The 22250-nt window shown below is 47.6% G+C and carries 28 protein-coding genes and 1 tRNA gene; 11 read left to right on the top strand and 18 right to left on the bottom strand.

What is annotated here, in order from left to right; translation table 11 throughout:
* Nucleotides 1-50 precede the first annotated feature (50 nt).
* From ACWQXP_RS20345 to ACWQXP_RS20330, 4 genes are all read right to left on the bottom strand, one after another.
* On the bottom strand, nucleotides 51-794 hold the full coding sequence (locus ACWQXP_RS20345) for a phosphocholine cytidylyltransferase family protein (protein WP_454064668.1): 744 nt from the start codon (nucleotides 792-794) through the stop codon (nucleotides 51-53).
* Nucleotides 791-1888 carry a pyridoxal-phosphate-dependent aminotransferase family protein gene (locus tag ACWQXP_RS20340; protein WP_454064667.1) on the bottom strand — a complete coding sequence of 366 codons (1098 nt, stop codon included), beginning with the start codon at nucleotides 1886-1888 and terminating at the stop codon, nucleotides 791-793. Before ACWQXP_RS20340 ends, ACWQXP_RS20345 begins: the two co-directional genes overlap by 4 nt.
* Nucleotides 1889-1984: 96 nt before the next feature.
* Entirely contained in the window at nucleotides 1985-2575 is a 591-nt protein-coding gene (locus ACWQXP_RS20335) for a thiamine pyrophosphate-dependent enzyme (RefSeq protein WP_454064666.1), read from the bottom strand.
* A 31-nt stretch (nucleotides 2576-2606) separates the two neighbouring features.
* Nucleotides 2607-3104, bottom strand: a complete 498-nt coding sequence (locus tag ACWQXP_RS20330; protein ID WP_454064665.1) for a thiamine pyrophosphate-binding protein — start codon at nucleotides 3102-3104, stop codon at nucleotides 2607-2609.
* Between the two features lie 272 nt (nucleotides 3105-3376).
* Between ACWQXP_RS20330 and queF the strand changes: the two genes are divergently transcribed.
* Entirely contained in the window at nucleotides 3377-3778 is a 402-nt protein-coding gene (queF, locus tag ACWQXP_RS20325) for a preQ(1) synthase (protein WP_454064664.1), read from the top strand.
* Between the two features lie 71 nt (nucleotides 3779-3849).
* Here the strand turns inward: queF and ACWQXP_RS20320 are convergent, their stop codons facing one another.
* The 3 genes from ACWQXP_RS20320 to ACWQXP_RS20310 form a co-directional block, all read right to left on the bottom strand.
* Nucleotides 3850-4977: a DegT/DnrJ/EryC1/StrS family aminotransferase gene (locus tag ACWQXP_RS20320; RefSeq protein ID WP_454064663.1), complete on the bottom strand. Its 1128-nt coding sequence runs from the start codon at nucleotides 4975-4977 to the stop codon at nucleotides 3850-3852.
* 122 nt (nucleotides 4978-5099) lie between these two features.
* On the bottom strand, nucleotides 5100-5522 hold the full coding sequence (locus ACWQXP_RS20315) for a YqaA family protein (protein ID WP_454064662.1): 423 nt from the start codon (nucleotides 5520-5522) through the stop codon (nucleotides 5100-5102).
* Nucleotides 5523-5527: 5 nt separating this feature from the next.
* Nucleotides 5528-5764, bottom strand: coding sequence for a DUF2835 domain-containing protein (locus ACWQXP_RS20310; RefSeq protein ID WP_454064661.1), 237 nt, complete (start codon nucleotides 5762-5764; stop codon nucleotides 5528-5530).
* A 320-nt stretch (nucleotides 5765-6084) separates the two neighbouring features.
* Here ACWQXP_RS20310 and ACWQXP_RS20305 point away from each other — a divergent pair, with 320 nt between their 5' ends.
* On the top strand, nucleotides 6085-6900 hold the full coding sequence (locus ACWQXP_RS20305; protein ID WP_454064660.1) for an inositol monophosphatase family protein: 816 nt from the start codon (nucleotides 6085-6087) through the stop codon (nucleotides 6898-6900).
* A 151-nt stretch (nucleotides 6901-7051) separates the two neighbouring features.
* Entirely contained in the window at nucleotides 7052-7801 is a 750-nt protein-coding gene (locus ACWQXP_RS20300) for a TSUP family transporter (RefSeq protein WP_454064659.1), read from the top strand.
* 64 nt (nucleotides 7802-7865) lie between these two features.
* Here ACWQXP_RS20300 and ACWQXP_RS20295 read toward each other — a convergent pair whose 3' ends face one another.
* Nucleotides 7866-8138, bottom strand: a complete 273-nt coding sequence (locus ACWQXP_RS20295; RefSeq protein WP_454064658.1) for a hypothetical protein — start codon at nucleotides 8136-8138, stop codon at nucleotides 7866-7868.
* Between the two features lie 493 nt (nucleotides 8139-8631).
* Here ACWQXP_RS20295 and ACWQXP_RS20290 point away from each other — a divergent pair, with 493 nt between their 5' ends.
* A complete protein-coding gene (locus ACWQXP_RS20290) occupies nucleotides 8632-8910 on the top strand; it encodes a peptidylprolyl isomerase (RefSeq protein WP_454064657.1) in 279 nt (92 codons plus the stop codon).
* Nucleotides 8911-8993: 83 nt separating this feature from the next.
* Here ACWQXP_RS20290 and ACWQXP_RS20285 read toward each other — a convergent pair whose 3' ends face one another.
* Entirely contained in the window at nucleotides 8994-9431 is a 438-nt protein-coding gene (locus tag ACWQXP_RS20285; protein ID WP_454064656.1) for a DUF5069 domain-containing protein, read from the bottom strand.
* A gap of 44 nt (nucleotides 9432-9475) precedes the next feature.
* A complete protein-coding gene (locus tag ACWQXP_RS20280; RefSeq protein WP_454064655.1) occupies nucleotides 9476-11686 on the bottom strand; it encodes a B12-binding domain-containing radical SAM protein in 2211 nt (736 codons plus the stop codon).
* 447 nt (nucleotides 11687-12133) lie between these two features.
* Between ACWQXP_RS20280 and ACWQXP_RS20275 the strand changes: the two genes are divergently transcribed.
* On the top strand, nucleotides 12134-12583 hold the full coding sequence (locus tag ACWQXP_RS20275; protein WP_454064654.1) for a response regulator: 450 nt from the start codon (nucleotides 12134-12136) through the stop codon (nucleotides 12581-12583).
* Here ACWQXP_RS20275 and ACWQXP_RS20270 read toward each other — a convergent pair.
* The 4 genes from ACWQXP_RS20270 to ACWQXP_RS20255 form a co-directional block, all read right to left on the bottom strand.
* On the bottom strand, nucleotides 12580-13779 hold the full coding sequence (locus ACWQXP_RS20270) for a THUMP domain-containing class I SAM-dependent RNA methyltransferase (RefSeq protein WP_454064653.1): 1200 nt from the start codon (nucleotides 13777-13779) through the stop codon (nucleotides 12580-12582). The two genes, ACWQXP_RS20275 and ACWQXP_RS20270, sit on opposite strands and share 4 nt — an antisense overlap.
* Before the next feature lie 52 nt (nucleotides 13780-13831).
* The gene (locus tag ACWQXP_RS20265) at nucleotides 13832-14152 is read right to left on the bottom strand and encodes a HesB/IscA family protein (protein WP_454064652.1); all 321 of its coding nucleotides are present in this window, start codon (nucleotides 14150-14152) and stop codon (nucleotides 13832-13834) included.
* A 143-nt stretch (nucleotides 14153-14295) separates the two neighbouring features.
* Nucleotides 14296-15279, bottom strand: coding sequence for a 2-hydroxyacid dehydrogenase (locus ACWQXP_RS20260; RefSeq protein WP_454064651.1), 984 nt, complete (start codon nucleotides 15277-15279; stop codon nucleotides 14296-14298).
* 6 nt (nucleotides 15280-15285) lie between these two features.
* Nucleotides 15286-16293 (bottom strand): sodium:calcium antiporter, encoded by a 1008-nt coding sequence (locus tag ACWQXP_RS20255; RefSeq protein WP_454064650.1) that lies wholly within the window; start codon nucleotides 16291-16293, stop codon nucleotides 15286-15288.
* 208 nt (nucleotides 16294-16501) lie between these two features.
* On the opposite strand from ACWQXP_RS20255, the gene ACWQXP_RS20250 reads away from it, so the two are divergent.
* Both ACWQXP_RS20250 and ACWQXP_RS20245 read left to right on the top strand, forming a co-directional pair.
* The gene (locus ACWQXP_RS20250) at nucleotides 16502-16654 is read left to right on the top strand and encodes a hypothetical protein (RefSeq protein WP_454064649.1); all 153 of its coding nucleotides are present in this window, start codon (nucleotides 16502-16504) and stop codon (nucleotides 16652-16654) included.
* A 281-nt stretch (nucleotides 16655-16935) separates the two neighbouring features.
* On the top strand, nucleotides 16936-17706 hold the full coding sequence (locus tag ACWQXP_RS20245; protein ID WP_454064648.1) for a tetratricopeptide repeat protein: 771 nt from the start codon (nucleotides 16936-16938) through the stop codon (nucleotides 17704-17706).
* A 153-nt stretch (nucleotides 17707-17859) separates the two neighbouring features.
* Here the strand turns inward: ACWQXP_RS20245 and ACWQXP_RS20240 are convergent, their stop codons facing one another.
* Nucleotides 17860-18537 (bottom strand): SprT-like domain-containing protein, encoded by a 678-nt coding sequence (locus ACWQXP_RS20240; RefSeq protein ID WP_454064647.1) that lies wholly within the window; start codon nucleotides 18535-18537, stop codon nucleotides 17860-17862.
* A gap of 191 nt (nucleotides 18538-18728) precedes the next feature.
* Here ACWQXP_RS20240 and tadA point away from each other — a divergent pair, with 191 nt between their 5' ends.
* The 4 genes from tadA to ACWQXP_RS20220 all read left to right on the top strand — a co-directional run bounded on the left by tadA (nucleotide 18729) and on the right by ACWQXP_RS20220 (nucleotide 20300).
* On the top strand, nucleotides 18729-19223 hold the full coding sequence (gene tadA, locus ACWQXP_RS20235) for a tRNA adenosine(34) deaminase TadA (protein ID WP_454064646.1): 495 nt from the start codon (nucleotides 18729-18731) through the stop codon (nucleotides 19221-19223).
* A 43-nt stretch (nucleotides 19224-19266) separates the two neighbouring features.
* Nucleotides 19267-19569: a hypothetical protein gene (locus ACWQXP_RS20230; protein WP_454064645.1), complete on the top strand. Its 303-nt coding sequence runs from the start codon at nucleotides 19267-19269 to the stop codon at nucleotides 19567-19569.
* A gap of 237 nt (nucleotides 19570-19806) precedes the next feature.
* Nucleotides 19807-19896, top strand: a tRNA-Ser gene (locus tag ACWQXP_RS20225).
* Between the two features lie 203 nt (nucleotides 19897-20099).
* Complete coding sequence (locus ACWQXP_RS20220; protein ID WP_454064750.1) at nucleotides 20100-20300, top strand: GIY-YIG nuclease family protein; 201 nt, start codon at nucleotides 20100-20102, stop codon at nucleotides 20298-20300.
* Between the two features lie 143 nt (nucleotides 20301-20443).
* On the opposite strand, the gene ACWQXP_RS20215 is transcribed toward ACWQXP_RS20220, so the two are convergent.
* The 3 genes from ACWQXP_RS20215 to ACWQXP_RS20205 are packed head-to-tail and all read right to left on the bottom strand — an operon-like array spanning nucleotide 20444 to nucleotide 22146.
* Complete coding sequence (locus ACWQXP_RS20215) at nucleotides 20444-20857, bottom strand: CBS domain-containing protein (protein ID WP_454064644.1); 414 nt, start codon at nucleotides 20855-20857, stop codon at nucleotides 20444-20446.
* 27 nt (nucleotides 20858-20884) lie between these two features.
* Nucleotides 20885-21157, bottom strand: a complete 273-nt coding sequence (nqrM, locus tag ACWQXP_RS20210; RefSeq protein WP_454064643.1) for a (Na+)-NQR maturation NqrM — start codon at nucleotides 21155-21157, stop codon at nucleotides 20885-20887.
* Nucleotides 21158-21168: 11 nt separating this feature from the next.
* Nucleotides 21169-22146, bottom strand: coding sequence for an FAD:protein FMN transferase (locus tag ACWQXP_RS20205; RefSeq protein WP_454064642.1), 978 nt, complete (start codon nucleotides 22144-22146; stop codon nucleotides 21169-21171).
* Between the last annotated feature and the right edge of the window lie 104 nt (nucleotides 22147-22250).

Raw genomic sequence — 22250 nt, 5'->3', positions numbered from 1 at the left:
GAGAACGAGGGTCTACACGCACCATCATCAAGCATAATTACGTTTCGATTCTAGACAACTTCCTTCCCATGACATGACAACATCGGGAGAATGTCACGTTCGGCTCTCTGCACATCTTCAGGAAAATCAATTTCGATCCAGGGCAATCCACCAATCCGCTCATATCCGACGTTCACCTTCTCAAAAAATCCTTTGAGTGCATCTTCATATTCCATATCGAGATGCCCAGCTTCGATAGGTTCTAGCACCGATTGGAAAAGAACGGCGCTATCCGATTTGGCCACCTTTAAAAATCCCACGCCTTCTCCGGTGAAATCATACCGTGCGGGAAGCGTTTTACTGAGGCTCGTCACTCGCTCATCCTGAATCGCTACCATACATTCTTCTGTTTCTTGAGACACGGATTCATCAACGAGCAGTGCATTCCGGAACCTGGACTCGACGAGACGACGAAGAATGTCCGGATGATACAACACATCCGCATCCATAATAATGACATCGTCATCAACTTCCTTTCGCGCTTCCCACAATGAAGTAATACTTCCTCGGATGTATTGATCGTTCGTCACAAACTGAACAATACCAGGAAACGACGACGAAGCCACGGCCTCCCGAATCAGATGTTGCTGATATCCAACAACAAGCACGACGGTCTGAATACCAAGACTTGAAAGTTGCTCCAAATGTCGTGACAGGAGCGATTGGCCGCCAACTTGGACAAGACACTTGGGACGCCCTTCAGCGACAACACCCAGTCGCTTACCAACCCCAGCCGCTAAAATGACAGCCTTCATCCGGGTTCGCCACGTTTCTTGATAATCTGTTCAAAGGCATCAAGAAATCCTGAAATATCTTTGTCTGTGAGGGCGCCAATGTTGGCCACTCGAAAAATCTTGGATTCCATATGCCCCTGCCCCGCATAAATGACATACCCCTCCTGCTTCAACTGATCATGCAGCCACTCATACGACATCTGTTCTGGAAGATAAAAAGCTGTTAAGGTATTCGACTGATGTTCCGGTTCGAGAACGGCCTTAATACCAAGCGATGACATTCTCTTTCGAATAGTCGTTGCATACCCTCGAAATCGTGCACAACGCTTCGTGACACCTTCTTCCAGTAACTCGTTGAGGGCTTCCCGAAATGCATAATAGACTTGTACGGCTGGCGTAAAGGGAATACTTCCTCGCTCCTGTTCCTCGTAATAATTAGCTAGATTCAGGTACCAACTACGCTTAGGATAGGTCTTGACGCTCTTTTCCATGAATCCCTTGCGAATAATAACAAACGCTAAACCAGGAAATCCTTGGATACATTTCTGAGAAGCACTCGCCACCATATATATATGCGGGGTCGCAATATCCAATGCTTCACCTCCGAGTCCGCTAACGGAATCGACGAGAAATACACGATTGAGCCCATCAACGACTTCCGCAACTTTCTCAACCGGGTTCATGAAACCGAGTGTGGTTTCATGGTGAACCATGGCCACGGTATGAATTTCTCGATGTTGCCGAAGCGCCAACTTGATCTTATCAAAATCAGGAGCCTGTCCCCAGTCCAGGCGCATCTCCACTCCACCAAGTCGTTGCGTTAAGGCCATGTTCCACAAACGTTGGCCATACACCCCATTGATAATCACCATGATGCGTTTACCCTGCGGTAAACTTGATAACAGAGCCGCTTCAACGGCTGCAGTCCCTGAACCGGTCAACAAAATCGCTGTATACTCAGATTCCTTGCCGGGGACAAAGGCCTGAAGCAACTTTTGTCGGATATCAGCTAAGAGCTCTGAACATTCAGACTCACGATGACAAATATCCGGTTCAAGCAGTGCTCGTCGTACTCTTTCTGAAACATTCACAGGACCAGGATTTAAGAGAATCATAGTACAACTTTCATAACGTGTAACGTGTTGAGGGTGGGAAGTACAAAATGAAAGAAACGAATATACTTTGTCTATTCACGCCGTCGGCCTCACCGGTTACGGATTAGAAGAATTGGCGGCTTTAAACCGTCGAGTCATCTCAGCAGGTTCAATCGCAACTCGATCGGCATCTTCGATTTGTTCATTGACCTTAATTAACAGAAAACTTGGGCCTTCGCTCGCCAGCATATCTTTAAACTCATACACAATGTCTTCACGTTCACGAACTCGCTCGACGTTCACATACCCAGCCGCTTTTGCCACTTTGTCAAGATTGACTAATCGGGAATAGGTTGGTTGATTTCCAGTCGTCCCATACACCTCATTATCAAAGACGACATGCACCAAGTTCTTCGGCTTCAAGGCTCCAATGGTCGCAAGGGTTCCCATACTCATGAGCACATTGCCATCTCCATCAAAGACGACTATTGTTTTTTCTGGTTGACTCAAGGCCAATCCCAGACCGATGCCCGCCGTCGCCCCCATGGACCCAATCATGTAAAAATTGCCGTCACGGTCTCGCAATTTCTGAGCTTCGCGCGAAGGAAATCCATTGCAGATAATCAACGGTTGGTCAGTGATCAGCTCTAACAGCGCACCCATAGCCTGAGCACGGCTCTGCATCACGCCTTCTTCAGGACCAATCATGTGTTAAGTCCTTCTGTTTTCAACATTTCCATCATGGCTGTACGGTTTTGACAATGCCTTTTTTCAACAACAAAGCAAGCGGAATTCGTTGCTCCATGAACGTGGTGGCCGTCCATTTCAGGTCATCCACCATGGTTTCAGCCGATAACGTTCGGTGGGGAACTTTGACGGTATCTAACAACTGCGTCATGGTCTCTCCCATGACCAGATGCTCTGGAGCATCTTTCCCCTCGAAACCACGCCAGGAAATGAGGAGGACACAAGGAATTCGGTAAATCAGATTGAGTGATTCAAGGATATTGAGAGAATTGCCTAATCCGGAATTTTGCATGAGGACCGCGGGAATTTTCCCCCCAAGATAGGCTCCGGCCGCCATTGCCACCGCTTCATCTTCACGAACGGCAGGGACATACAAGCGCGCTTCAGTCAGCGCCGCAATGATACCGCCCAAAATGGTATCGGGAACTCCCGTGAAAAAATCTATACCGATATCTTGTAACGCTCGAACAAAGTCGTCGCTGTCAATCATGGTTCAATTTCTTTAAACACAATTCATACTCACAGGCTTCAACACACAACGGCACACATCTCAAACAAGGCCAAAGACAGCGAGCAGACACTCTTCAATTGTTAATCGGAAAAACAAATGGCTGGCCTGTAAAAGCCAGCCATTAGATGAGCGGATTATAGCGGAGGGGAACAAACATTCTCAACAAAGAGGGCAATCATATTGATAGGCTTTAGTCGAAGACGTTACACTCACAACACATGTGTTATTCTACTAAATCAGGGAGTTAGGTCATGAAATCCACACGTCGCAAAGCCGCGACCCGTTACACTGCAGAACATGCGAAAAGTGGCTTACGAACTAAGCTACCATCAATTGAAACATGGCCGAATCAGTACCAAGGCTATGAAATTACCATTGAAATTCCTGAGTACACCGCCATTTGTCCCAAAACGGGATTACCAGATTTCGGCATGATCCGACTGAGTTATACTCCAGATCAATCCTGTCTCGAGTTAAAATCTCTCAAAGAGTATATTCATGCCTATCGAAACCTTGGTATTTTCTACGAAAATGCCGTGAATCGCATTCTGGAGGACCTCGTGAAAGCCTGCCATCCCATCTCTGCCACCGTCACAGGTGAATTTACCGCCCGTGGAGGACTCAGCAGCACCATTCACGCCTCGTACCCGTAACTTCTCCCAGTATTTCAGACGAAAGGATCGGTGAGTCGAGAAGGATCGGTGAGTCGAGAACGAACAACCTCTCACGCAGGTGAAGAAACCGCAAAAAACTGCTTAATGGTCTGCACAACATATTCGATCTGTTCTGTTGTCAGTTCTGAATATATGGGAAGGGAGAGGACCTCTTGAGCGGCCTGCTCAGAAACTGGAAGTTGCCCTTTTTGATAACCCAAGACTTGGTAACATTCTTGAAGATGGAGCGGGACGGGATAATAAATTTTATTGCCAATGCCCTGTTCGGTCAGGTAAGCGCTGAGTTGATCGCGTTTCGGGGTTCGAATCGTATATTGGTTATAAACATGATAATTGGCCGGGTCAGTCACGGGCAGGGTGATCACGTCTAAGAGACCAGCCTCACCAAAGAGACGCTCATAGGCTTGAGCATTGGCGCGACGTTTTTCGGTCCATTGCTCAAGATAGGCGAGTTTGACCTGAAGAACGGCCGCTTGCAAGGCATCAAGCCGGCTGTTCATGCCAATGGCATGATGATGATAGTCAGATCGACTTCCATGAACACGGAGAGCTCGTAACCGATCGGCGATGTTAGCATCATGGGTGGTCACCAATCCGCCATCCCCAAACCCACCAAGGTTTTTCGAGGGGAAAAAGCTGAAACAGCCCGTTGTTCCCAATCCACCAGCCCGCACACCATTTCGCGTAGCCCCAATCGCCTGACACGCATCTTCGATAACCGGCACGCCACGCTCAGCTGCCAGGTAGGAGATTTTTTCCATTTCGGCACATTGGCCAAACAAATGGACAGGAAGAATTGCTTTGGTCCGCTCAGTGAGACGATCGGCCAATTGCTCAGGATCCATATTCAATGAACCTGCTTGAATATCAACAAATACCGGAATGGCTTGTAGTCGTGAAATCACTCCTGCTGTGGAAAAAAAGGTAAACGGCACCGTAAGAATTTCGTCCCCGGGCGTAACGCCTAAAGCCATCAGCGAGAGGAGTAACGCATCACTGCCAGAAGCGACACCCACAGCGTGACCAGTCCCGACGTACTTCCCAAGGTCTTGCTCTAGACGCTCCACTCGTGGCCCAAGGACAAACCCTTGCTCGTCACACACGTCTTCTATTGAAGCAAGCACCTCGTGGCGAATCGATTGAAATTGAGCTTTCAAATCGAGAAGTGGAACATTCATAAAAGCCTTTCTTATTTGCCTATCACAACAATAATTTCAATAATATCGGTCATGCCTATCGAAAAGCTGTCAGACCAACAAAAACGATCCACATAATCTTTCATCAATTTTTGCCCCTGCAACTACATCACGGCGATAATCACAGCGTATCGAAGAGCTTTTCCAATTCCGATAAACAGCAGTGCAATCAACCCATTCACACGCAACCACCCGGCAGCCACACACAGCGGATCTCCAATCACCGGCACCCATGACAGGAGCAACAGGGGACTGCCCCACTGCTGCACTCTTTCTACAGCCTGCTGATGACGCACCTTCGTTAAACGGGAAACCGGGAAACGCCAACTCATCACGAATCCAAGCCCCCAAGAAGTCATTCCTCCTAACGTATTACCAGCGGTAGCCACCCCCCACAACATCCATGGGTCATAGGTTCGTTGTGAAACCAAGACGGCCAGAACGACTTCAGATCCTCCTGGAAACAGGGTGGATGAGAGAAATGCACTGAGAAAGAGTCCGCCAAGGGTATATTCCTCAGCAGACATCGGCCTCAGGTCGCAGACCCAACAGGAGCACGCTCAATGGACACAAACTTCTGTTTACTATCATATGTGATTAAAAACGACCCGACGACTCCATGGTGAGTCATGAATGGCCGCAAAACTCGAGCGGGAAACCGTATTTTCCGTCCATCCGAAGCACTCGCCACCACTTCATCGACCGCCCCTTCATAATAGGCCAAAAACCGATGAGGTGGGAGGTTGAGAGAAACACGGATTTTGGGCATGGCAACACACAATCACACGCCACAATGGATGAATATGGTGTGGTCATGATGTACAAAAAAAATTATCACAAACACCGACAAGATTCTGGTAAAAAAACAAAGCCACGTTTCATGAATAGTCAAAACCTGTTATTCATAGAAGAAGCAGGCACGAGATGATCAAAAGATGCATGCTACATCTCAACAGCATGTCGACATATAAAATCTTACCTTTTTCAAGGCATTAGGACAATCCTAGAAAATGTGAACGACTTTGACTCATTTTCGATTCAAGACTATAGTGAAAGAAAGGAAAGCCAACAACACCATGACGAGAGACCATGAAAACAGATAGATCAACAACTAACACCACACACGATCACACGACTTCCACATTCCTTCAAATGGCCGTTCGAGAAGCTGGAGCACGAGCCTTGGAGCTTGCCGAAAAGGGCTTCGAGATTTCTATCAAATCCGATTTGTCTCAGGTCACAACGGCTGACTTAGAAGTCGATCGAATGTTGCAAGATCGATTACTCACCAGATATCCAGAAGATGGATGGCTGTCAGAAGAAACGCCAGATGATCGGAAGCGGTTAGACAAAAAACGTGTCTGGATTCTTGACCCCATTGACGGCACACGAAACTTCATTTCCAAAATTCCACAATATGCCATCTCCATCGCACTGGTCGAAAACCACGAACCTATTCTTGGGGTGATTTACAATCCAGCAACGAATGAGATGTTTTTCGCTGAAAAAAATGCTGGGGCCTATCTCAACGACATGCCAATTCACGTCAATGCCACGCACGATGAGCAACTCATATGCTTGGCGAATATTTCAGCACAGACTCAAGCAGAACTCGAATTAATCGAACCTAATGTCGAGTATACCGGATTTGGCTCGATTGCCTATGCACTTGCACTTCAAGCCGTTGGCCGCGTTGACATCACGCTCAACCCTGGCAGTCAAAATGAATGGGACATTGCGGCCGGAATTCTCTTGGTTCAGGAAGCAGGAGGTACAGCCAAAGACCGACATTGGCAATCCATCCCATTGAATCAATCCAATACCACGACACAGGGAGTGATTGCGACTCGTCCAGACAAAACAGAAACCGTTCAAAAACTACTCGAATCCCTAAAAATCCCATAATCTCCCATCATCTTCCTAAGCGGAACAACGCAGAATCAACACTTCCTTCCTTCGCGTTGACAACCATGACGCCATTAGGCCAGGTCAGTTCAATGACTAACCCGTATTCCCGCTTGTGCCCTCAGGAAACCAGAATGATCAGGTCCGACAAATGACGAGTATCCTCTCTGACTTCAACGCTACCCAGCTACTCCTTGTGGGACTCCTGTTTATCTGGACAGGGTTTGTTCGCAGCGGACTGGGGTTTGGCGGAGCCGCACTTGGCTTGCCACTCATGCTGTTTCTGTATGATCAACCTCTCTTCTGGCTCCCGATTATTGGAACCCATCTCCTCATTTTTTCTGCCCTCACCTTACGAACCAGACTTCACCATGTCGATTGGAAGTATTTGCGGCATGCCAGCCTCTTCATTATTCCTACCACATTGATTGGTGTCCTCGGCCTAATCACCCTACCCAATGAATGGCTCCTCATCTTCATCTATTCCGTCGCACTCGGATACGGACTGATGTGGCTTCTCAACCTTTCCATAACCAGCAAAAAAAACTGGAGCGATACACTATTGCTTGCCTTCGGTGGGTATGTCGCGGGAACGTCACTGACCGGTGCGCCGCTGATGGTCGCCGTGTTCATGAAAAATGTGTCGGCCGATCAACTACGGAATACGTTGTTCGTCCTCTGGTTTACCATTGTCACCATCAAAATGAGTACCTTCGCGATGCTAGGAGTGGAGCTGCATCTGCTTGCAGCCATGGCTCTTCTTCCCATAGCCGCAATTGGACACCTCACAGGCCTCAAATTTCATGATGCGATATTAGAAAACGATCAGTTGTTCAAGCAGGTCATCGGCGGAGTCCTTGTGCTAATAAGTGGGCTCGGATTAGCGAATATTTGGATATAAGCATGGCTTATCACAATTGAACCGTGTTATAGAAAAAATCGACCAAAAAGAATCATTGGATCCCCTACAAAAACATTGAAACCGTACAGTCTGGCCAGACGTGTACTGTAGTGTCGTCGATTCGATGAAATGCTCGTATTGGTCCATCTTGTGAGAGGACAAACACTATCGAGTCAGGCTGTGCTGCTGCAAAATCAAAGGCAGACCGATGACGCGTACCATACCGATTGATTTCAAATTTCTCGTTTTTAGTCGCCCCATTTCCATCCGGACCAATAATAAGTGATAAGTCAGTGACACGAGGTCCCAAAACAAGTAACGCCCAGGCCAGACTCATCGGATGAAGTGAACACCTATAGCCGCTTCAAATGACTTTCGATGTTTGAGGCGTAGTATTACGTTGTGGCAGTCTTAATAATAAACTGGAAATTAATTGGATTCGCTATAGTGGTAGGGCAGGCCAACTCGCTGCGCTCAAACAAGCCCCGCCCACGATGAGAGGTGTTCACTCAGAGGACTCTAGCGAAACCTCATCTCTCCTCACGGTATACACATGCCCGGTAGAACGCAAGAACACACATGGAACACATAAAAGAGTCGTGGCACGGCTAGAGCCTGCAGGCGTCGGGGCAGAGGTACTGAGAAAAAGTTAAAAGACTATAGAATGAGAATATGCGTAAGCGTCTCATTGGATAATATTTATAAACCGTAGATTGCCGTAATTGACACCTCTCAGCTTCTTTGATACTTTTTCCTCATCCTCCAAAGGCTGTGAAAATTCATACTCACAACCCTATTCTTTAATTTAAAACCATAACGAAGGAGAGCATATGGAGTGGAGAGCCAGTCATATATTAGTGAAAGAAAAAGGGTTAGCCGACGATCTGAGAAAACGTCTGAAAAGCGGTGGGAAGTTTGGAGACTTGGCGAAAGAATTTTCGACCTGTCCCAGCAAATCCAAAAGCGGTGACCTTGGGTGGTTTGGTCCGGGAAAAATGGTGAAAGCCTTTGAAGATGCGGTCAAAAAAATGGGGCATGGCAGTCTGAGCAATGTGGTGAAAACTCAATTCGGGTACCACATTATTAAAAAAACTGGGCAGAAGGATTAATTGATCTTTCCCTTGCCCTGGATTCGTGGAATTCTGAAGTCACACAGCTTTCATGAATTGAAAACCACCCCAGAGCCGTACCACTACAATCTCCCCTCATCACACTCGATCACATCAACCCAGGTTGATAATTTAGGTAATTGGTCTATCGCGACACCTCGACTTTTCGCCAAGGTCTCAACTAGCCCATTAAATCGTTGCTGGGCTTGTTCGTTTTGAGGGCTGCCAGTCAGGACCATCGTATTCCATTGCTCGCGTTCCTCATCGGTCAGCACCTTTCCATTCCCCTTAATCCATTCCAAGAGTTTATCGTCCGTACCTTCTTCCAGGACTCGTGTTTCTAATTCTTCGCCTTTGATCTGTAAGGTCTCAAGAAGATACTTATCAAATCCGGTCGTCAGGTAATGATAGTCCTGGATCAATCCCTCGTTGCGCATACGAATTTTGTCGAATAATCTGCCAAGGTGACAAAGTCCGCCGACCTGAATTTTGGGACTCCGTGGATACTGCTGCATCGTCATATCGTTTTTCCTTTCATCTTCACAAAAAGAACTACGTTACCTCGCTATACCTGTAACAATCCTATATTTCGAGCCATGAGAAACCCTCGTGTTTGCGAAAATGCGTCAAACCCTTCGGCTTCACCAAACGGAAAGGTTGAACGGACATCTTTGTACGAAGGATAGCCTTGTTGAACCTTTTCGCTACCGGGAGTGGCAGATTGAATGAGATTCATCAGCCAGTCAGCATGCTCACGTGACAATGTCACTTGGCCATCAGCAGATCGACTGGGAAAAATAACCCGGCACCGCTTGGCCCCATTAGATTCGTTCACCGGTGTTCCTCCAATCCAGACAAACTTTCTCTCCAAGAGAGACGGATCTTGGGGAGGACCGGATGCGAGCAATCGCTTCACCCAATCTCGTCGAACACCTGGCCGTGGGACATGTTCAGAGAACCAAGTCCGAACATCCTGGTCCATCCCTTCACCTTCCTTAAAATGACGCAAAGCATCATGAAGCCCATGACCGAGCCACTCAGGCACCTCACCAACAGGATCGTCATGCTTGAGATCATTCTCTGCAAATCCACTAAAAGTTGGTTTGATAAGACGTATTCCGTAGTGAGCTGGCTGAAGCCCGATCGGACTATGTGCTGTGGCCGTAAATCGATGCCAGAAAGCTGATTGAATCAAGTTGTGTGCAAATAATTGACGCACACGTTCTAAGCTTTCCACCGTTTCCTGTATCGTCTCACTGGGCAACCCATACATCAAATACGCATGAACCAGAATGCCTGCCTGCTGAAACGCGGCAACCACTTCAGCGGTCTGATCGACCGTGATGCCTTTTTTGACTAACTCTAAGAGTCGATCCGAGGCTGCCTCTAAGCCAGCGCTCACGGCAATACATCCGGATGCCACCAATAACCTGCAGAGGTCCGGCGTAAAGGCCTTTTCAAAACGAATATTTCCCCACCATGAAATCACGACCCCTCGTTCCAACAACGACAAGGCCATAGCTTTCAGTCCTGCGGGGGGAGCAGCTTCGTCCACAAAGTGAAACCCTCGTCGGCCGGTTTCTGCAATCAGCGCTTCTATTCGATTCACTAACATCTCGGTCGGCGAGGCCTCATATCGACCGATATAGTCAAGCCCGACATCACAAAAGGTACATTGCTTCCAATAACAACCATGGGCCACCGTGAGTTTGTTCCAATGACCGTCAGACCACAAGCGATGCATCGGGTTCAATGTATCCAACACCGTCAAATATCGATCTAAGGGTAAGCCGTCGTATGTCGGCGTGCCAACGCCTGCTTGTGGAATATCGCCCTCCTTGGAGTCGTTACACCACTTGACCTTTCCCTCTGATCGAACCAACGTTCGGCATAACGGCGATTTCTGCTCCGCGTCAGCCAGATATTTCAAAAGACAGAGAAGAGGCCGTTCGCCGTCATCCAACGTCATATAGTCAATCAGATCAAAGACTCTTGGATCATTCAACTGCCGCAATTCTGTATTGGTATACCCACCACCAAGCATAACTTTGATGTCGGGTCTCTTGGTTTTCAGATCACGAGCCATTCGAAATGCTCCATACACATTTCCTGGAAACGGTATCGTAAATCCCACAATCGATGGTGAGGCTCTGTCTATATGTCCCCAAAACCTCTCCAACATCAGTTCATCTGTCAAACTTGGTGCCTTATCCACTGCCTGACGAATGCCTTCAAATGACGTGGCATTTCTCACAACTGATTCAGCATATCGGCTCAAGGCAAAATGTGGACTCACCGTCGCCTGAACCAGATCTGCCAGGTCTTCCAAGTACAACGTAGCTAAATGCTTCGCATGATCGGTTTGATTGTTTGGTCTGGGTTGTCCCTCGTCATCACTCTGCATTGCAGACGAGACAAAACGTGGGCCCTGAGGAAGAAACTCACCTTGACAGATACGCGGGGCAAGACTGGCGTCATGTCCCTGTAAAAAACTAATCACCGAGTCAATGGTATCGATATATGCCTGCTCGAAACTCAACATTTGAAGCGCTTCACCTGGAAGCTCTTGCTTATCAAGCCGAAGTTGGGCAAAGACTCTCTGAAGACCGGCACGCGAGAAGAGTTGCAAGACCATTTCGATCCCGACGTCTGCCTGCTGAACTCGATAGCCGTGAGATCGAAGAAATCCTGTCAGGTATGCGGTTGAAGGATACGGTGTATTCAGTTGTGTCAACGGAGGGATCACTAAGAGAAGGGAAGGAGGAGGCGTTACCACAAGAACCTACCAATCTTTTTCTTGACTCATCACAGGATCCGGCATCACAACACAATATCGAATAGCAATGAACGGGAATCGAACCATGCATTTCTTATCCCAGATATTCCCATCGTCACAATGATCAAGTTGAAAGACCCTTCATCAACGTGACATGAATTCCTGAGAAATCTTTCTGAATTCCATGAACACACACCACTGCAATCGTTCATGCTTCTTCATCGATCAATGCTCGTGTTCCTGTACGTTCCCGGAACTTTCGACACCTTTACAACTCCTGGTTGGCATCTCAACGGATATTCATTTTCAGCCGATACTATAGCGAACCCCAATAACAACCAGCAGACTTTCGTCACAAGAGTTGGTGATACCGAAATTGTATCTATAGACACTCATTGGTTAGGGTCGCGCCTCATTTGAAATACCTAACAACAGGCTTAGCTCGCGATGACGAGTCACACGATAAAAGTCTTATTCATTGAAAGCGATCACGATGAGATCCATTCCTTACAGGAAGCCTTAAGCGTTGCTCAAATTGTGAGTGTCGAAATTCAGGAAGTGGAAGATGGCGAACACGCCCTCGCCTACCTTCGCCAAGAACATCCATTTCTCGACGCTCCTCGCCCTGACCTCATTTTCCTCAGACTGAAGTTGCCTGGCATGAACGGATTTGAGGTGCTGGAAGAAATTTATCAAGACCCTCAAATCAGAAGCATTCCAATTGCGGTGTTAACACATGCTACGAATCCACGAATACTCGCCAAAGTTCATAAACCTTCGCTTCCTCGTTATGTCTTTAAGAAACCCACCAATTGTAATGAATGGATCTATATCCTTCGTTGCGTCGAAGACGTCTGGCTCACCATTACCAGCATTCCTGGGAAACGGGATTCTTAGTTCACTGACTCTTCAATCCGGTTGGTCGAACCCCCGACTCGACGACTTTTTCGATGGCCTCCCTGAACCAGTTTAAATTCATACAGCCGGCACTCAAGATCACCGTTGAATAACGGCACTTTTCTTGTTGGCAACAAACGAATCATTTTCGGAACTCGTCGATCAGCGGTGAAAATATATGCACACCATCCGAAAAACTTTTTCTTGAGCACATCCCCAAATTTCGGATAAAACGTGGCCAACTCAGCATATTCACCAAGTCGCACCCCATACGGAGGATTGGTGAGTAAGATACCTTCACCTCGTGGAGCATCAAGCATCAGGACATCAGATTGTCGTAAGGTGACCAACTCCGATAGGCCCATTGTTTGACAGTTCTTTTCAGCAATTTGTAAGACTTTCGCATTTCGATCCGATCCAAACAGAGAGACCGAGGGCGCGGCATGTTGCTTCGCCACACTCGCAAAACAGATTTTCTCCCAAAGTTTTGCATCAAACCCGCGAAATTTCTGGAACGCAAAACGTCTCCCAAGTCCTGGAGCAACTCGCTTCGCCATTTGTGCTGCTTCAATAAGAATTGTCCCACCGCCACACATGGGATCTAACAACACCTGCGCCTCAGTCCAACCTGCCAACGCAAGAAGTCCGGCAGCAAGGTTTTCTCGAATCGGCGCTTCAGTCCTGATCTGAGACCACCCGCGCTTAAAGAGTGGCTCTCCAGAAGTATCCAAATAGACGGTCACCGTACGTTCGTCTAGAAACCCAACAATTTGTATATCAGGAGTACGAGTATCGACATGAGGACGAGCCTTTTTCCTCTTCATAAAGGCATCGCACACCGCATCTTTGATTCGTAAGGTCACAAAATCAAGACTGGGAAGGGGACAGCGTTTGGCTTGCACTTTCACTTTTATCGTCTGCTGAACAGTGAACCATTCCCACCAGGGTAGATGAAGCACGATGTGATAAATGTCTTGTTCATTGACGTATTCTCGTTTCGCAAGTTGCAACAACACACGGCTCGCAATTCGGCTTTCTAGATTGATGTGATAGCCAAACGTAAACGACCCCTGAAATTCAACGCCTCCCTGCGTAACCTCAATGGCCGATGCTCCTAAATGTTCCAACTCGTCAACTAAGGCAGATTCCAAACCTGTTGGACAAGAAGCAAAGAAGGTATGGTGTTGTGCACTCATAAGGAAAAGAGGTAGGCAGAATTAATTATGCTCATAAAATGAACCGATCGCGTTAATTGAGATTAATGATATTCAAAGGAAAATCATCGTGATGGCCAGGTGTTTCTGGGTGTTCAAACGAAAAGCCTTGACCTTCTTGATAGTCGAGGACGACCCCCTTCATGCGTGGGGCACTGTTCGCATCGACAGCAATCATGAGTTGATCAATTTCTTGCACCTCATCGTCAGGCTGGACCTTGTCTTCCAATGTAATGCTGAACGTGATTTTCTGTTCATCTTGATCCTGAACTTTAATGCGGACGATAGGATCTTCAGGATGCTCGACAACTAAGTCTTTGAGCTTGGTGATCGCTGATTGAGTCACTTTAACCATAATCATATCCTTATCGTTCAGAGTTGAAGCGTTGTGTTTTTATTCCTCATCTTCTCAATTCATGGAATTGACATGTCATTGTCTCATTCTACCTATATACGGAACCGTGTGCACGAGCAACCGCGTACATTAATGACACGGCCTCAGGCATAGACTTCAGGATTCACAACAAACGGCAATCGTTTTCCATGCAGCCCCGCGAGAAGATTTTCCGCAGCCATGACAGACATTTTCCCCCGCGTCGCAAACGAAGCACTGGCGATGTGCGGAACAATCAAACAATGAGGCTCATGAAACAGTGGGTGCTCCAAAGGAACTGGTTCAGGGTCGGTCACGTCTAACGCCGCATAGGTAATGTCACCTGCCGCAAGAGCCAAGGCCAGAGCCTGTGAATCAATGACACTTCCTCGTGATGTATTCACAAGAATCGCACTGTTTTTCATCCGTGCAAGTTCAGATTTTCCAATTAAATGATGAGTCTCTTGAGTCAATGGTACATGAAGACTCACAAAGTCCGACTCAGTCAAGACCGTCGGAAAATCGACAAACTCCACATCATCATGTGCTTCACCCTGAGTTGGCGCTTGAGTCGTCGAACGACAGGCCAACACTCGCATTCCAAAACCTTTGGTTCGCCTGGCGACCGCCTTCCCAATACGGCCAAAGCCCACAATACCCAATGTCGCGCCAGACATGTCCTGACCAAGGAATAATGTGGGACTCCACGTCTTCCAATGGCCTTCTTTGACGTACCTCGCACCATCCACGATTCGCCGAGCGGCTGCCATGAGAAGGGCAAACGCAAAATCAGCCGTGGTTTCTGTCAGGACGCCTGGGGTGTGTCCAACAGGAATTCCACGTTTAGAGCATTCATTGACAGCAATATTGTCAAAACCCACAGCCATGGTACTCACGACTTTCAGAGATGGTGCCGCATCAAGAACTCCTCGATCAATGGTATCGGTCAGAAGACAGAGCACCCCCGATGCCTCTCGAATATGCTCAAGCACCCAGTCGCGGGGAACAACGGAATCTTCCTCCCATAGGGCAACATGACATTGGCCTCTCAAGAGATCAAGTCCTGCATCCGGGATTTGCCGGGTCACCAATACGAGGGGCTTCGACATACAAAGCTACGCTACGCGTAAGACCGAAACGAGAAAAATCAGATAGCACAATCCATTGAAGAGCAAGTGATAGGGTTTGACTGTACCAGACCTGACGACCATGGACAGGTACGTAGCAGCAAGCATGGTGATTGCCATACCGATAATGGTCTCCGGCTCAGGGCTCCAAGGGGTGAGGAAAATGCCTAATGCCGGCAAGAGACTTCCTTGAAAGACCATGGCACCGGTAATGTTCCCAAATGCCAGTGTATCGCGGCCTCGCCTGATCCACAGGACACTATTTACTTTTTCCGGCAATTCTGTCGCAAGGGGAATGACCAATAATGAAAGGGCTAAAGCCGATATTCCCAACAGTGGAGCCAGATGTTCCACTCCATACACAAATCCCTTTGCCCCTAACATAATTAGAATAAAGCCAAAACCCAATTGAAAAAGAATAACCAACATGTGATTCGGCAACCCGATTTTCGTCACGTAGAGAGGATGATCGGCCTCCGTTCCATGCCCGTCGTCAACAAGATTCGCCGATGCACGAATGGTGACTAACAAATACAATCCATATGACATGACTAGCATCAAACTGATACTGCCTCTTACCATGGTCCAATCTTGCGGCACCAGAGCCGCGATCACTCCCAGTGCAAAGACATAGTTAAACCATGTTAAGTCCCGCGTGAGCCCAGACATTTCAGGCTGCAATGTCCCCTGCCAACCCCGCTTCTTCGCAGCAAACCCAGCCATAAGGACAAAAGCCAACGTCGAAAGCATGAGTGGAGCCCCTAAAATAGCCCCGACCCCGACTTCGTGTCGCACTTCCAACGAGCCCGAACTCGACAAGATGGCAAAAATCGGTACCATGGTTTCAGGCAACGCGGTCCCCACTGCCGCAAAAATTGACCCAGTCACTCCTTCAGAAATTCCCAGCCGCTCACCCAAATGCTCTAACGCATTGGTAAAGACCTCCGCCCCTAAAAGAATGACCACCAACGCAATGCAAAGTATAAGAATTTCCATGGTTTAGACTAGAATACTTCTCATGCAAAGGTTCAATATGGATTGGGGAAAACCAACGAAAATAATCAATCGACTATGGAATTCAGAACGACCGTGCTCTAGAATACCGTTACGACAAAGATGACGTACTGATTGCTCAAGACCAAGTGAAAGAAATACCTCAAGCAACCACGGCCTTCAGCATCACCATATTTTAGGATATCGCCCCGTGATGGACCTCTCTGAAATCCTTATTGTGGCATTTATCGTGTCCGTCATTTATTTCCTCACTCACCGGTGGTGGCGCCATCGGCAAGCGGCCAAGCTGGCCGACAAGCTCCTTCAGGAAGTGGTGAAGGGAAAAGATTCATTTCGTCGTTAACAGTTCATCTTATAGCACGTCGCACGGCCCTCACTCACGTGTTCTCCCAACATAACACAACAATTCTGCTCTTCTAGCGAAACTGACAAGCCTCTTTCTCGCATCACCGGCCAGACTTATTCATATACCCACGAGTGATTGAAGGGGTATCATAGGTCAAAGGCTTAGGCTTTTTGGTATAGAGGATTATGTTTGCCCGACCTCCAGCGGGAGGACACGACATCTAGCTTCGACATATCTCAGAACACGTCTAGAAACGGTAGTCGATAAGGAGACCCAGAATGTCCGATAACGCAGCTCGCCTAGGAGAAATATACTTACATCGCGGCAATCTGCCCAAAGCCCGTGAGTGTTATCAGCAGGCCGTCCAGGAAGCACGGCAAAGCGGATCACCAGAAGAAATATCACATGCTCTGGGAAATCTCGGCAACATCTATGCGTTACTCGACGACCTTGAGACCGCAGAACGTCACTACCAAGAGGTGCTCACAATACAACGTTCTCAACAAGCCGGAAATGCCATTGGCACGACTCTCGCCAATCTTGGCAATTTACAAGCTGATGCCGGCCGACCAGAACAAGCGCTCGCCTATTATCTCGAAGCCATCGACCTTCTTATTCCTCTCAGCAATGAGCAAGCCTTGGGAATTCTATATACCAATCTGGCACTCCAAGAACTGCAATTACATCAGTCAGAACAAGCCATCAATCACTTTCAATTAGCCCTGGACTATCATCGAAAAGTGGGAAATGAGGATGGACTTGCCACGACCTACGGGCAACTTGGGAAAACCTTTATCTCAGTTGGTCACTTCAAAAAAGCTGAAGCCTGCCTGAATAATGCCTCAGAACACTTCATCAAACTCGCCAATAAACCTGGTGAAGCTGGTGCCCTTCGCCTCCTCGTGAATATCTACCAAGCACGAAACGACACCACATCGGCACTTCGATGCATCGAACAAGTGGTTCAGATTGATCAACAATATTCCTTGCCTCAATACGAAGACGATCTTCAGCTACTTCGCCAACTTCGTGATGCACTCACGAGTTAGAAAAAACCTATTTAAGACAAGGTGTCCTGTCTCTCACGAAATCGAATTGAAGCATATGAAGAATACAGAATATGAGTTGTCCATTCATTGCATGACGCATGGGATAGGAAAGAACAGAACAAAAACCAACAGCCTGTAATCGCGGGTAAGTGATTAAAAATCAAAGACCAGCTGTTGAGGTTTCACATACTCTGAATTTTGTGGTGTCTGCTGGCGGGAAGATGGGGTGAAAAAACAAACAGAATCTGATGAACGTTTTGGCTCTGCCACCGATACATTCAGCAAGACCTCCTCTAACCGTCCGTAACATTGTCCACAGCGATGACGACGAGAAGAAATTGTTCGCCGTTGCCGACGATACGACGTGCCACAGGCACAACATCGCCACAAATATTTACTAAGTTTTTCCACTTCGTGGTCAAGCGTATGGCGAACCGTAATACCCAATCCATCCTGATTCATCCGTGCCATCACCTCATAAAAATCCTGCCCATGATTTGGGTATCGCTTTTTAATATCGTATTGCCACTGATGTATCATTTCATGGGCCAAGGTTCGGACGATTTCAGATTCAGGCTGATCACGTAGAAGTGGAGCCGAGAGACGAATTCGACGCGCTGCGCCATGCCGTTCTTCTTTGCTCACACATTGACTTCGTGGTCCGACTTGACTGATAAACATCCCCGTCGAGGCAGTCAATCGAGTACTCCACTCGATAATGATAGGAGGTAATTTTCCGTTAAAATACCGATGTGCCACACGAGCCCACTGAGCTTGGAGGTATTCAACCGAAACTGGACCGGTTCGCAAAGAGGACTTCGTAGATTTCACAAAGACTCGTTGAATGAGGTTCTATACAAGACGAGAATGCCCATGATAGCATTTTTTCCTCCATTATATCCAAAATACCCTTCATTATTTGACGTCACCATCCGAAAAGATGGGGAAGCGTATAGGATGCTTCCCTCATCGACGATGAGACGGTCGAATGACTTCTGAGAGTGCTCTCAACCACACATCCTATGAATAACGCTGACACCACGTATCACGATGAGCACTATATGCGGCTAGCTCTAGAACAAGCGAATCAGGCCTTTGAACGAGGGGATGTGCCCGTGGGAGCCATTATGGTCAAGGACGAACAAGTCATTAGCCATGGGTATAACACTCGGGAACTCGATCAAGACCCAACAGCCCATGCAGAAATGGCCGCGATTCGTGCGGCTGCCTCACATTTGGGAACTTGGCGGCTCAATGACACCACCCTCTACGTCACGTTAGAACCCTGTGCCATGTGCGCAGGCGCGTTAGTCCAAGCCAGAGTGGGTAGAGTCGTCTTTGGCACGTCAGACCCCAAGAGCCGAGCCCATGGATCAATCGCTGATTTTCTTAAAGAACCACACTTCAATCATCTTGTTGATGTACAAGGCGGAATATTGGCTAACGAGTGCAAGGCCATACTCCAATCATTTTTCCAACAATTGCGGGATCATCATGCAACAAACACAGACTCATAAAAGCTGGAGAACCAGATTTTTGGAATGGCGGTGCATCAGTGAGATGAACGCATTTTTAGCTATTATTTGGCTTGCCATTGGCGGGATGGGACTCACTGGCTGTTTCGGCACGAATTCGGCACTTCAATCATGGGTTGGCAAATCTGAGATCGAACTCATTAAACAGTGGGGCAAACCCGACAGCATCAACACCTTCGACACCGGCGAAAAGATCTATACGTGGATAGACCTGAATATCAATACTGATGGTCCTCATACCTGCCAAAAATCAGTCACGATCAGCGTCAAACATACGATCACCAAAAGCATATCGCGTGGTTGCCCTTCCGTCGTGTCCTACCATTAATCACTCAGACTTTGCGCGAACCCCTGGAGATAGGGTAGTATCTCGACCATTGAACGTCAGCATGTGAATGTGATATTTATAGCGAATCCAAATAAGTTCCAGCTAAGGCACATCAACTAACCCCGCGCGATTACTTGCTTCAAACATGCGGAAGTTATTTGAAACGGCTATAAAAGATACGTCCCTTGCCCAACAACCCTTCAACGACATACGACGAATAACTATCCCTTCATAGACGGAGAGGTGCTGGAGTCCGGTCGATCAGGACGGTCTCGAAAACCGTTGTCCCGAAAGGGACCGTGGGTTCGAATCCCACCCTCTCCGCCAGCCTTCGCCAAGGCTTCGGCTAGCATGCCAGCTTTGGGAATAGCAAAGACGTCATTAAGCCTACCAACATGAGGACAGGAAGTGAAGGCTGTCCGCCGAAGTCTTGCGACACACAAACGATAGCTATGATGACTGGTAACCAAGAATTAGGTGTCATTGCACACAGGAAGTTCTGAAGAAGGAGGACTCTTCTCCCTCATGAAATATGTCTACCTCATCAAAAGCACATCGCACCCTCAACAAACCTTATCGGCATCACTTCTGACTTAGAAAAAAGACTGGCCGTTCATAACAGCGGAGGCTCTATCCACACATCAAAGTTCAAACCTTGGGAACTCATAACCTCTATCACCTTTTCAGATACCGCAAAAGCCATTGCGTTTGAGCAATATCTCAAAAGTTGATTAGGAAGGGCCTTCGCCAATAAAAGGCTTTAGTAATCAGGGTATCCCCCTTTCATGTGGTGACCACAGCACAGCGCAAAGACACAAGAGGAATAAGACGAAAACGAGCCTTAACTGGAAACCGTTTATCCTATCAAGTTCCCTTACCACACACCCTGCTGATGAAGTTTAACGAAACCCTTCATCACATCACGCCGACTGAGCTGGCCCACCAACCGATTTTTTTGTAAGACGGGATATCTTCGATAGGGGGTTTGGGTAAATAACTCAGCGATTTCGACGATACTGGAATCAGCCTCGATGGTTTTGACTTCTCGGGTCATATAGTCGCCAACGGTCCCCCCCCATTCATCATGGTAGGCGGCATTGAGGCCGACTCGTAGACAGTCTGTTTCCGAAAGCAAGCCCACAAGGTTTCCCCTCAAATCGATGACGGCTGCTCCAGAAAGCCACTGCTCAACCAGAACTTTCATGGCTTTGTGAATATCCATATCTGGGGTAAAGGTCACCGGATTGGCCTTCATAAAGTCTTTGACGAGGACCGAATGTAATTGCATACGCTTCCTCCTATGACCACGAGATTCTTATGAAAGAATCGTTTTCTTTGGAAACGGTATAATGTGATCAGAAACTCCACGAGAACTCACTGAAGCCAAATGGCTGTTGGTATGGGGACAGGGGCCTTCTTGTTGTTGCTGTGTTTCACAAGGGGTTGGGCAGACCATACAATCAATTCCCTGGATTGTCTTGAGACCACCGCAACTTCCCTCTAAACTGTTTCGCCCCGTAAGCACACCGACGGCCATGGCAAGAACCGTGAGGACCATCAACACAAATACAATTGTAAATATCATCATATTGACCTCGATTATGATTCCGAATATTGAGTAAATGTTGTCGTGGCTTTTTCACGAAACCCTTCGTCGTCCATAATCAAAAACAATGAAGCGACCTGCTCTTGCTCGGCAAGTTCAAAGCCTTCCTCCGGACCAAGCACGAGAAGCGCCGTGGCCAAAGCATCGGCGTTCATTGACGATTCGGCAATGACGGTCACGGAAGATAGGTTGTGCGTTACCGGTTTGCCAGTTGTCGGATTTATCGTATGTGAAAATCGTGTGCCGTCTCGTTCGAAAAAATTCCGGTAGTCTCCAGATGTCGCCACACTGTGATTATCTAATCGAACCAGCCGATGAATAGTTCTTTTCGTCGACATAGGTTGTTCAATGGCCACATTCCAAGGAACACCGTGAGCATTCCGTCCGTGCGCTCGAAGCTCGCCGCCTATTTCAACCAGGTAATTCGTCAGATCAAGCGACGCTAAATATTCAGCCACTTGATCAACAGCATACCCTTTTGCAATCGCCGAGAGATCCACGGAAAGTGCCGGGATCTCTTTTCGGATAGCGGGAGGATCATCCTGAACGTGAAGGTGATCATAGCCAATGATCTGTAATCGTGAATGGATTGTCTCTTCAGAAGGAATCGTATTGTGACGAGGAGTTGGGCCGAATCCCCAAAGATCCACAATCGGACCGACAGAAACGTCAAAGGCACCGCCAGATAACCCTCCAACCCGTAAGGCTTCCTTCACCACTCTGTGCAAATCTGGAGAAACGGATACCCACTGAGTCGTCTGATTTCGGTTGAACTGCGAGAGTTCAGAATCGACCTGGTAGGTCGACATGCTCGAATTAATTCGAGCAAGAATCTGCTCAGTCTTTGCTTGAATCGTGCTCAGTGAAGTCTGAGATGAAGGATGAACAATGGTGACCTGATAGGTCGTCCCCATTGTTGGTCCGGAAAACTGAAGAGGAGCTTGATCTCGTACAGAGGAACTACACGACACCAAACTGAATAAAACTCCACTAGCCAAAAGAAAACATGTGAGGATACGGTCCTGAGTTATGAGAAGATGTTGTTTCATGTAGTGTAGTGTTTCAAAAGTTCGTG

The organism is Candidatus Nitrospira salsa (genome assembly GCF_965152625.1).
Note: the sequence above shows the minus strand (reverse complement) of the source record. Positions and strands in the feature narration are given on the sequence as shown.

Excerpts from the sequence above, each read along its gene's own strand:
- ACWQXP_RS20345 (WP_454064668.1), bottom strand. The coding sequence starts at position 794 with ATGAAGGCTGTCATTTTAGCGGCTGGGGTTGGTAAGCGACTGGGTGTT.
- ACWQXP_RS20340 (WP_454064667.1), bottom strand. The coding sequence starts at position 1,888 with ATGATTCTCTTAAATCCTGGTCCTGTGAATGTTTCAGAAAGAGTACGA.
- ACWQXP_RS20335 (WP_454064666.1), bottom strand. The coding sequence starts at position 2,575 with ATGATTGGTCCTGAAGAAGGCGTGATGCAGAGCCGTGCTCAGGCTATG.
- ACWQXP_RS20330 (WP_454064665.1), bottom strand. The coding sequence starts at position 3,104 with ATGATTGACAGCGACGACTTTGTTCGAGCGTTACAAGATATCGGTATA.
- queF (WP_454064664.1), top strand. The coding sequence starts at position 3,377 with ATGAAATCCACACGTCGCAAAGCCGCGACCCGTTACACTGCAGAACAT.
- ACWQXP_RS20320 (WP_454064663.1), bottom strand. The coding sequence starts at position 4,977 with ATGAATGTTCCACTTCTCGATTTGAAAGCTCAATTTCAATCGATTCGC.
- ACWQXP_RS20315 (WP_454064662.1), bottom strand. The coding sequence starts at position 5,522 with ATGTCTGCTGAGGAATATACCCTTGGCGGACTCTTTCTCAGTGCATTT.
- ACWQXP_RS20310 (WP_454064661.1), bottom strand. The coding sequence starts at position 5,764 with ATGCCCAAAATCCGTGTTTCTCTCAACCTCCCACCTCATCGGTTTTTG.
- ACWQXP_RS20305 (WP_454064660.1), top strand. The coding sequence starts at position 6,085 with ATGAAAACAGATAGATCAACAACTAACACCACACACGATCACACGACT.
- ACWQXP_RS20300 (WP_454064659.1), top strand. The coding sequence starts at position 7,052 with ATGACGAGTATCCTCTCTGACTTCAACGCTACCCAGCTACTCCTTGTG.
- ACWQXP_RS20295 (WP_454064658.1), bottom strand. The coding sequence starts at position 8,138 with ATGAGTCTGGCCTGGGCGTTACTTGTTTTGGGACCTCGTGTCACTGAC.
- ACWQXP_RS20290 (WP_454064657.1), top strand. The coding sequence starts at position 8,632 with ATGGAGTGGAGAGCCAGTCATATATTAGTGAAAGAAAAAGGGTTAGCC.
- ACWQXP_RS20285 (WP_454064656.1), bottom strand. The coding sequence starts at position 9,431 with ATGACGATGCAGCAGTATCCACGGAGTCCCAAAATTCAGGTCGGCGGA.
- ACWQXP_RS20275 (WP_454064654.1), top strand. The coding sequence starts at position 12,134 with ATGACGAGTCACACGATAAAAGTCTTATTCATTGAAAGCGATCACGAT.
- ACWQXP_RS20270 (WP_454064653.1), bottom strand. The coding sequence starts at position 13,779 with ATGAGTGCACAACACCATACCTTCTTTGCTTCTTGTCCAACAGGTTTG.
- ACWQXP_RS20265 (WP_454064652.1), bottom strand. The coding sequence starts at position 14,152 with ATGGTTAAAGTGACTCAATCAGCGATCACCAAGCTCAAAGACTTAGTT.
- ACWQXP_RS20260 (WP_454064651.1), bottom strand. The coding sequence starts at position 15,279 with ATGTCGAAGCCCCTCGTATTGGTGACCCGGCAAATCCCGGATGCAGGA.
- ACWQXP_RS20255 (WP_454064650.1), bottom strand. The coding sequence starts at position 16,293 with ATGGAAATTCTTATACTTTGCATTGCGTTGGTGGTCATTCTTTTAGGG.
- ACWQXP_RS20245 (WP_454064648.1), top strand. The coding sequence starts at position 16,936 with ATGTCCGATAACGCAGCTCGCCTAGGAGAAATATACTTACATCGCGGC.
- tadA (WP_454064646.1), top strand. The coding sequence starts at position 18,729 with ATGAATAACGCTGACACCACGTATCACGATGAGCACTATATGCGGCTA.
- ACWQXP_RS20230 (WP_454064645.1), top strand. The coding sequence starts at position 19,267 with ATGAACGCATTTTTAGCTATTATTTGGCTTGCCATTGGCGGGATGGGA.
- ACWQXP_RS20215 (WP_454064644.1), bottom strand. The coding sequence starts at position 20,857 with ATGCAATTACATTCGGTCCTCGTCAAAGACTTTATGAAGGCCAATCCG.
- nqrM (WP_454064643.1), bottom strand. The coding sequence starts at position 21,157 with ATGATGATATTTACAATTGTATTTGTGTTGATGGTCCTCACGGTTCTT.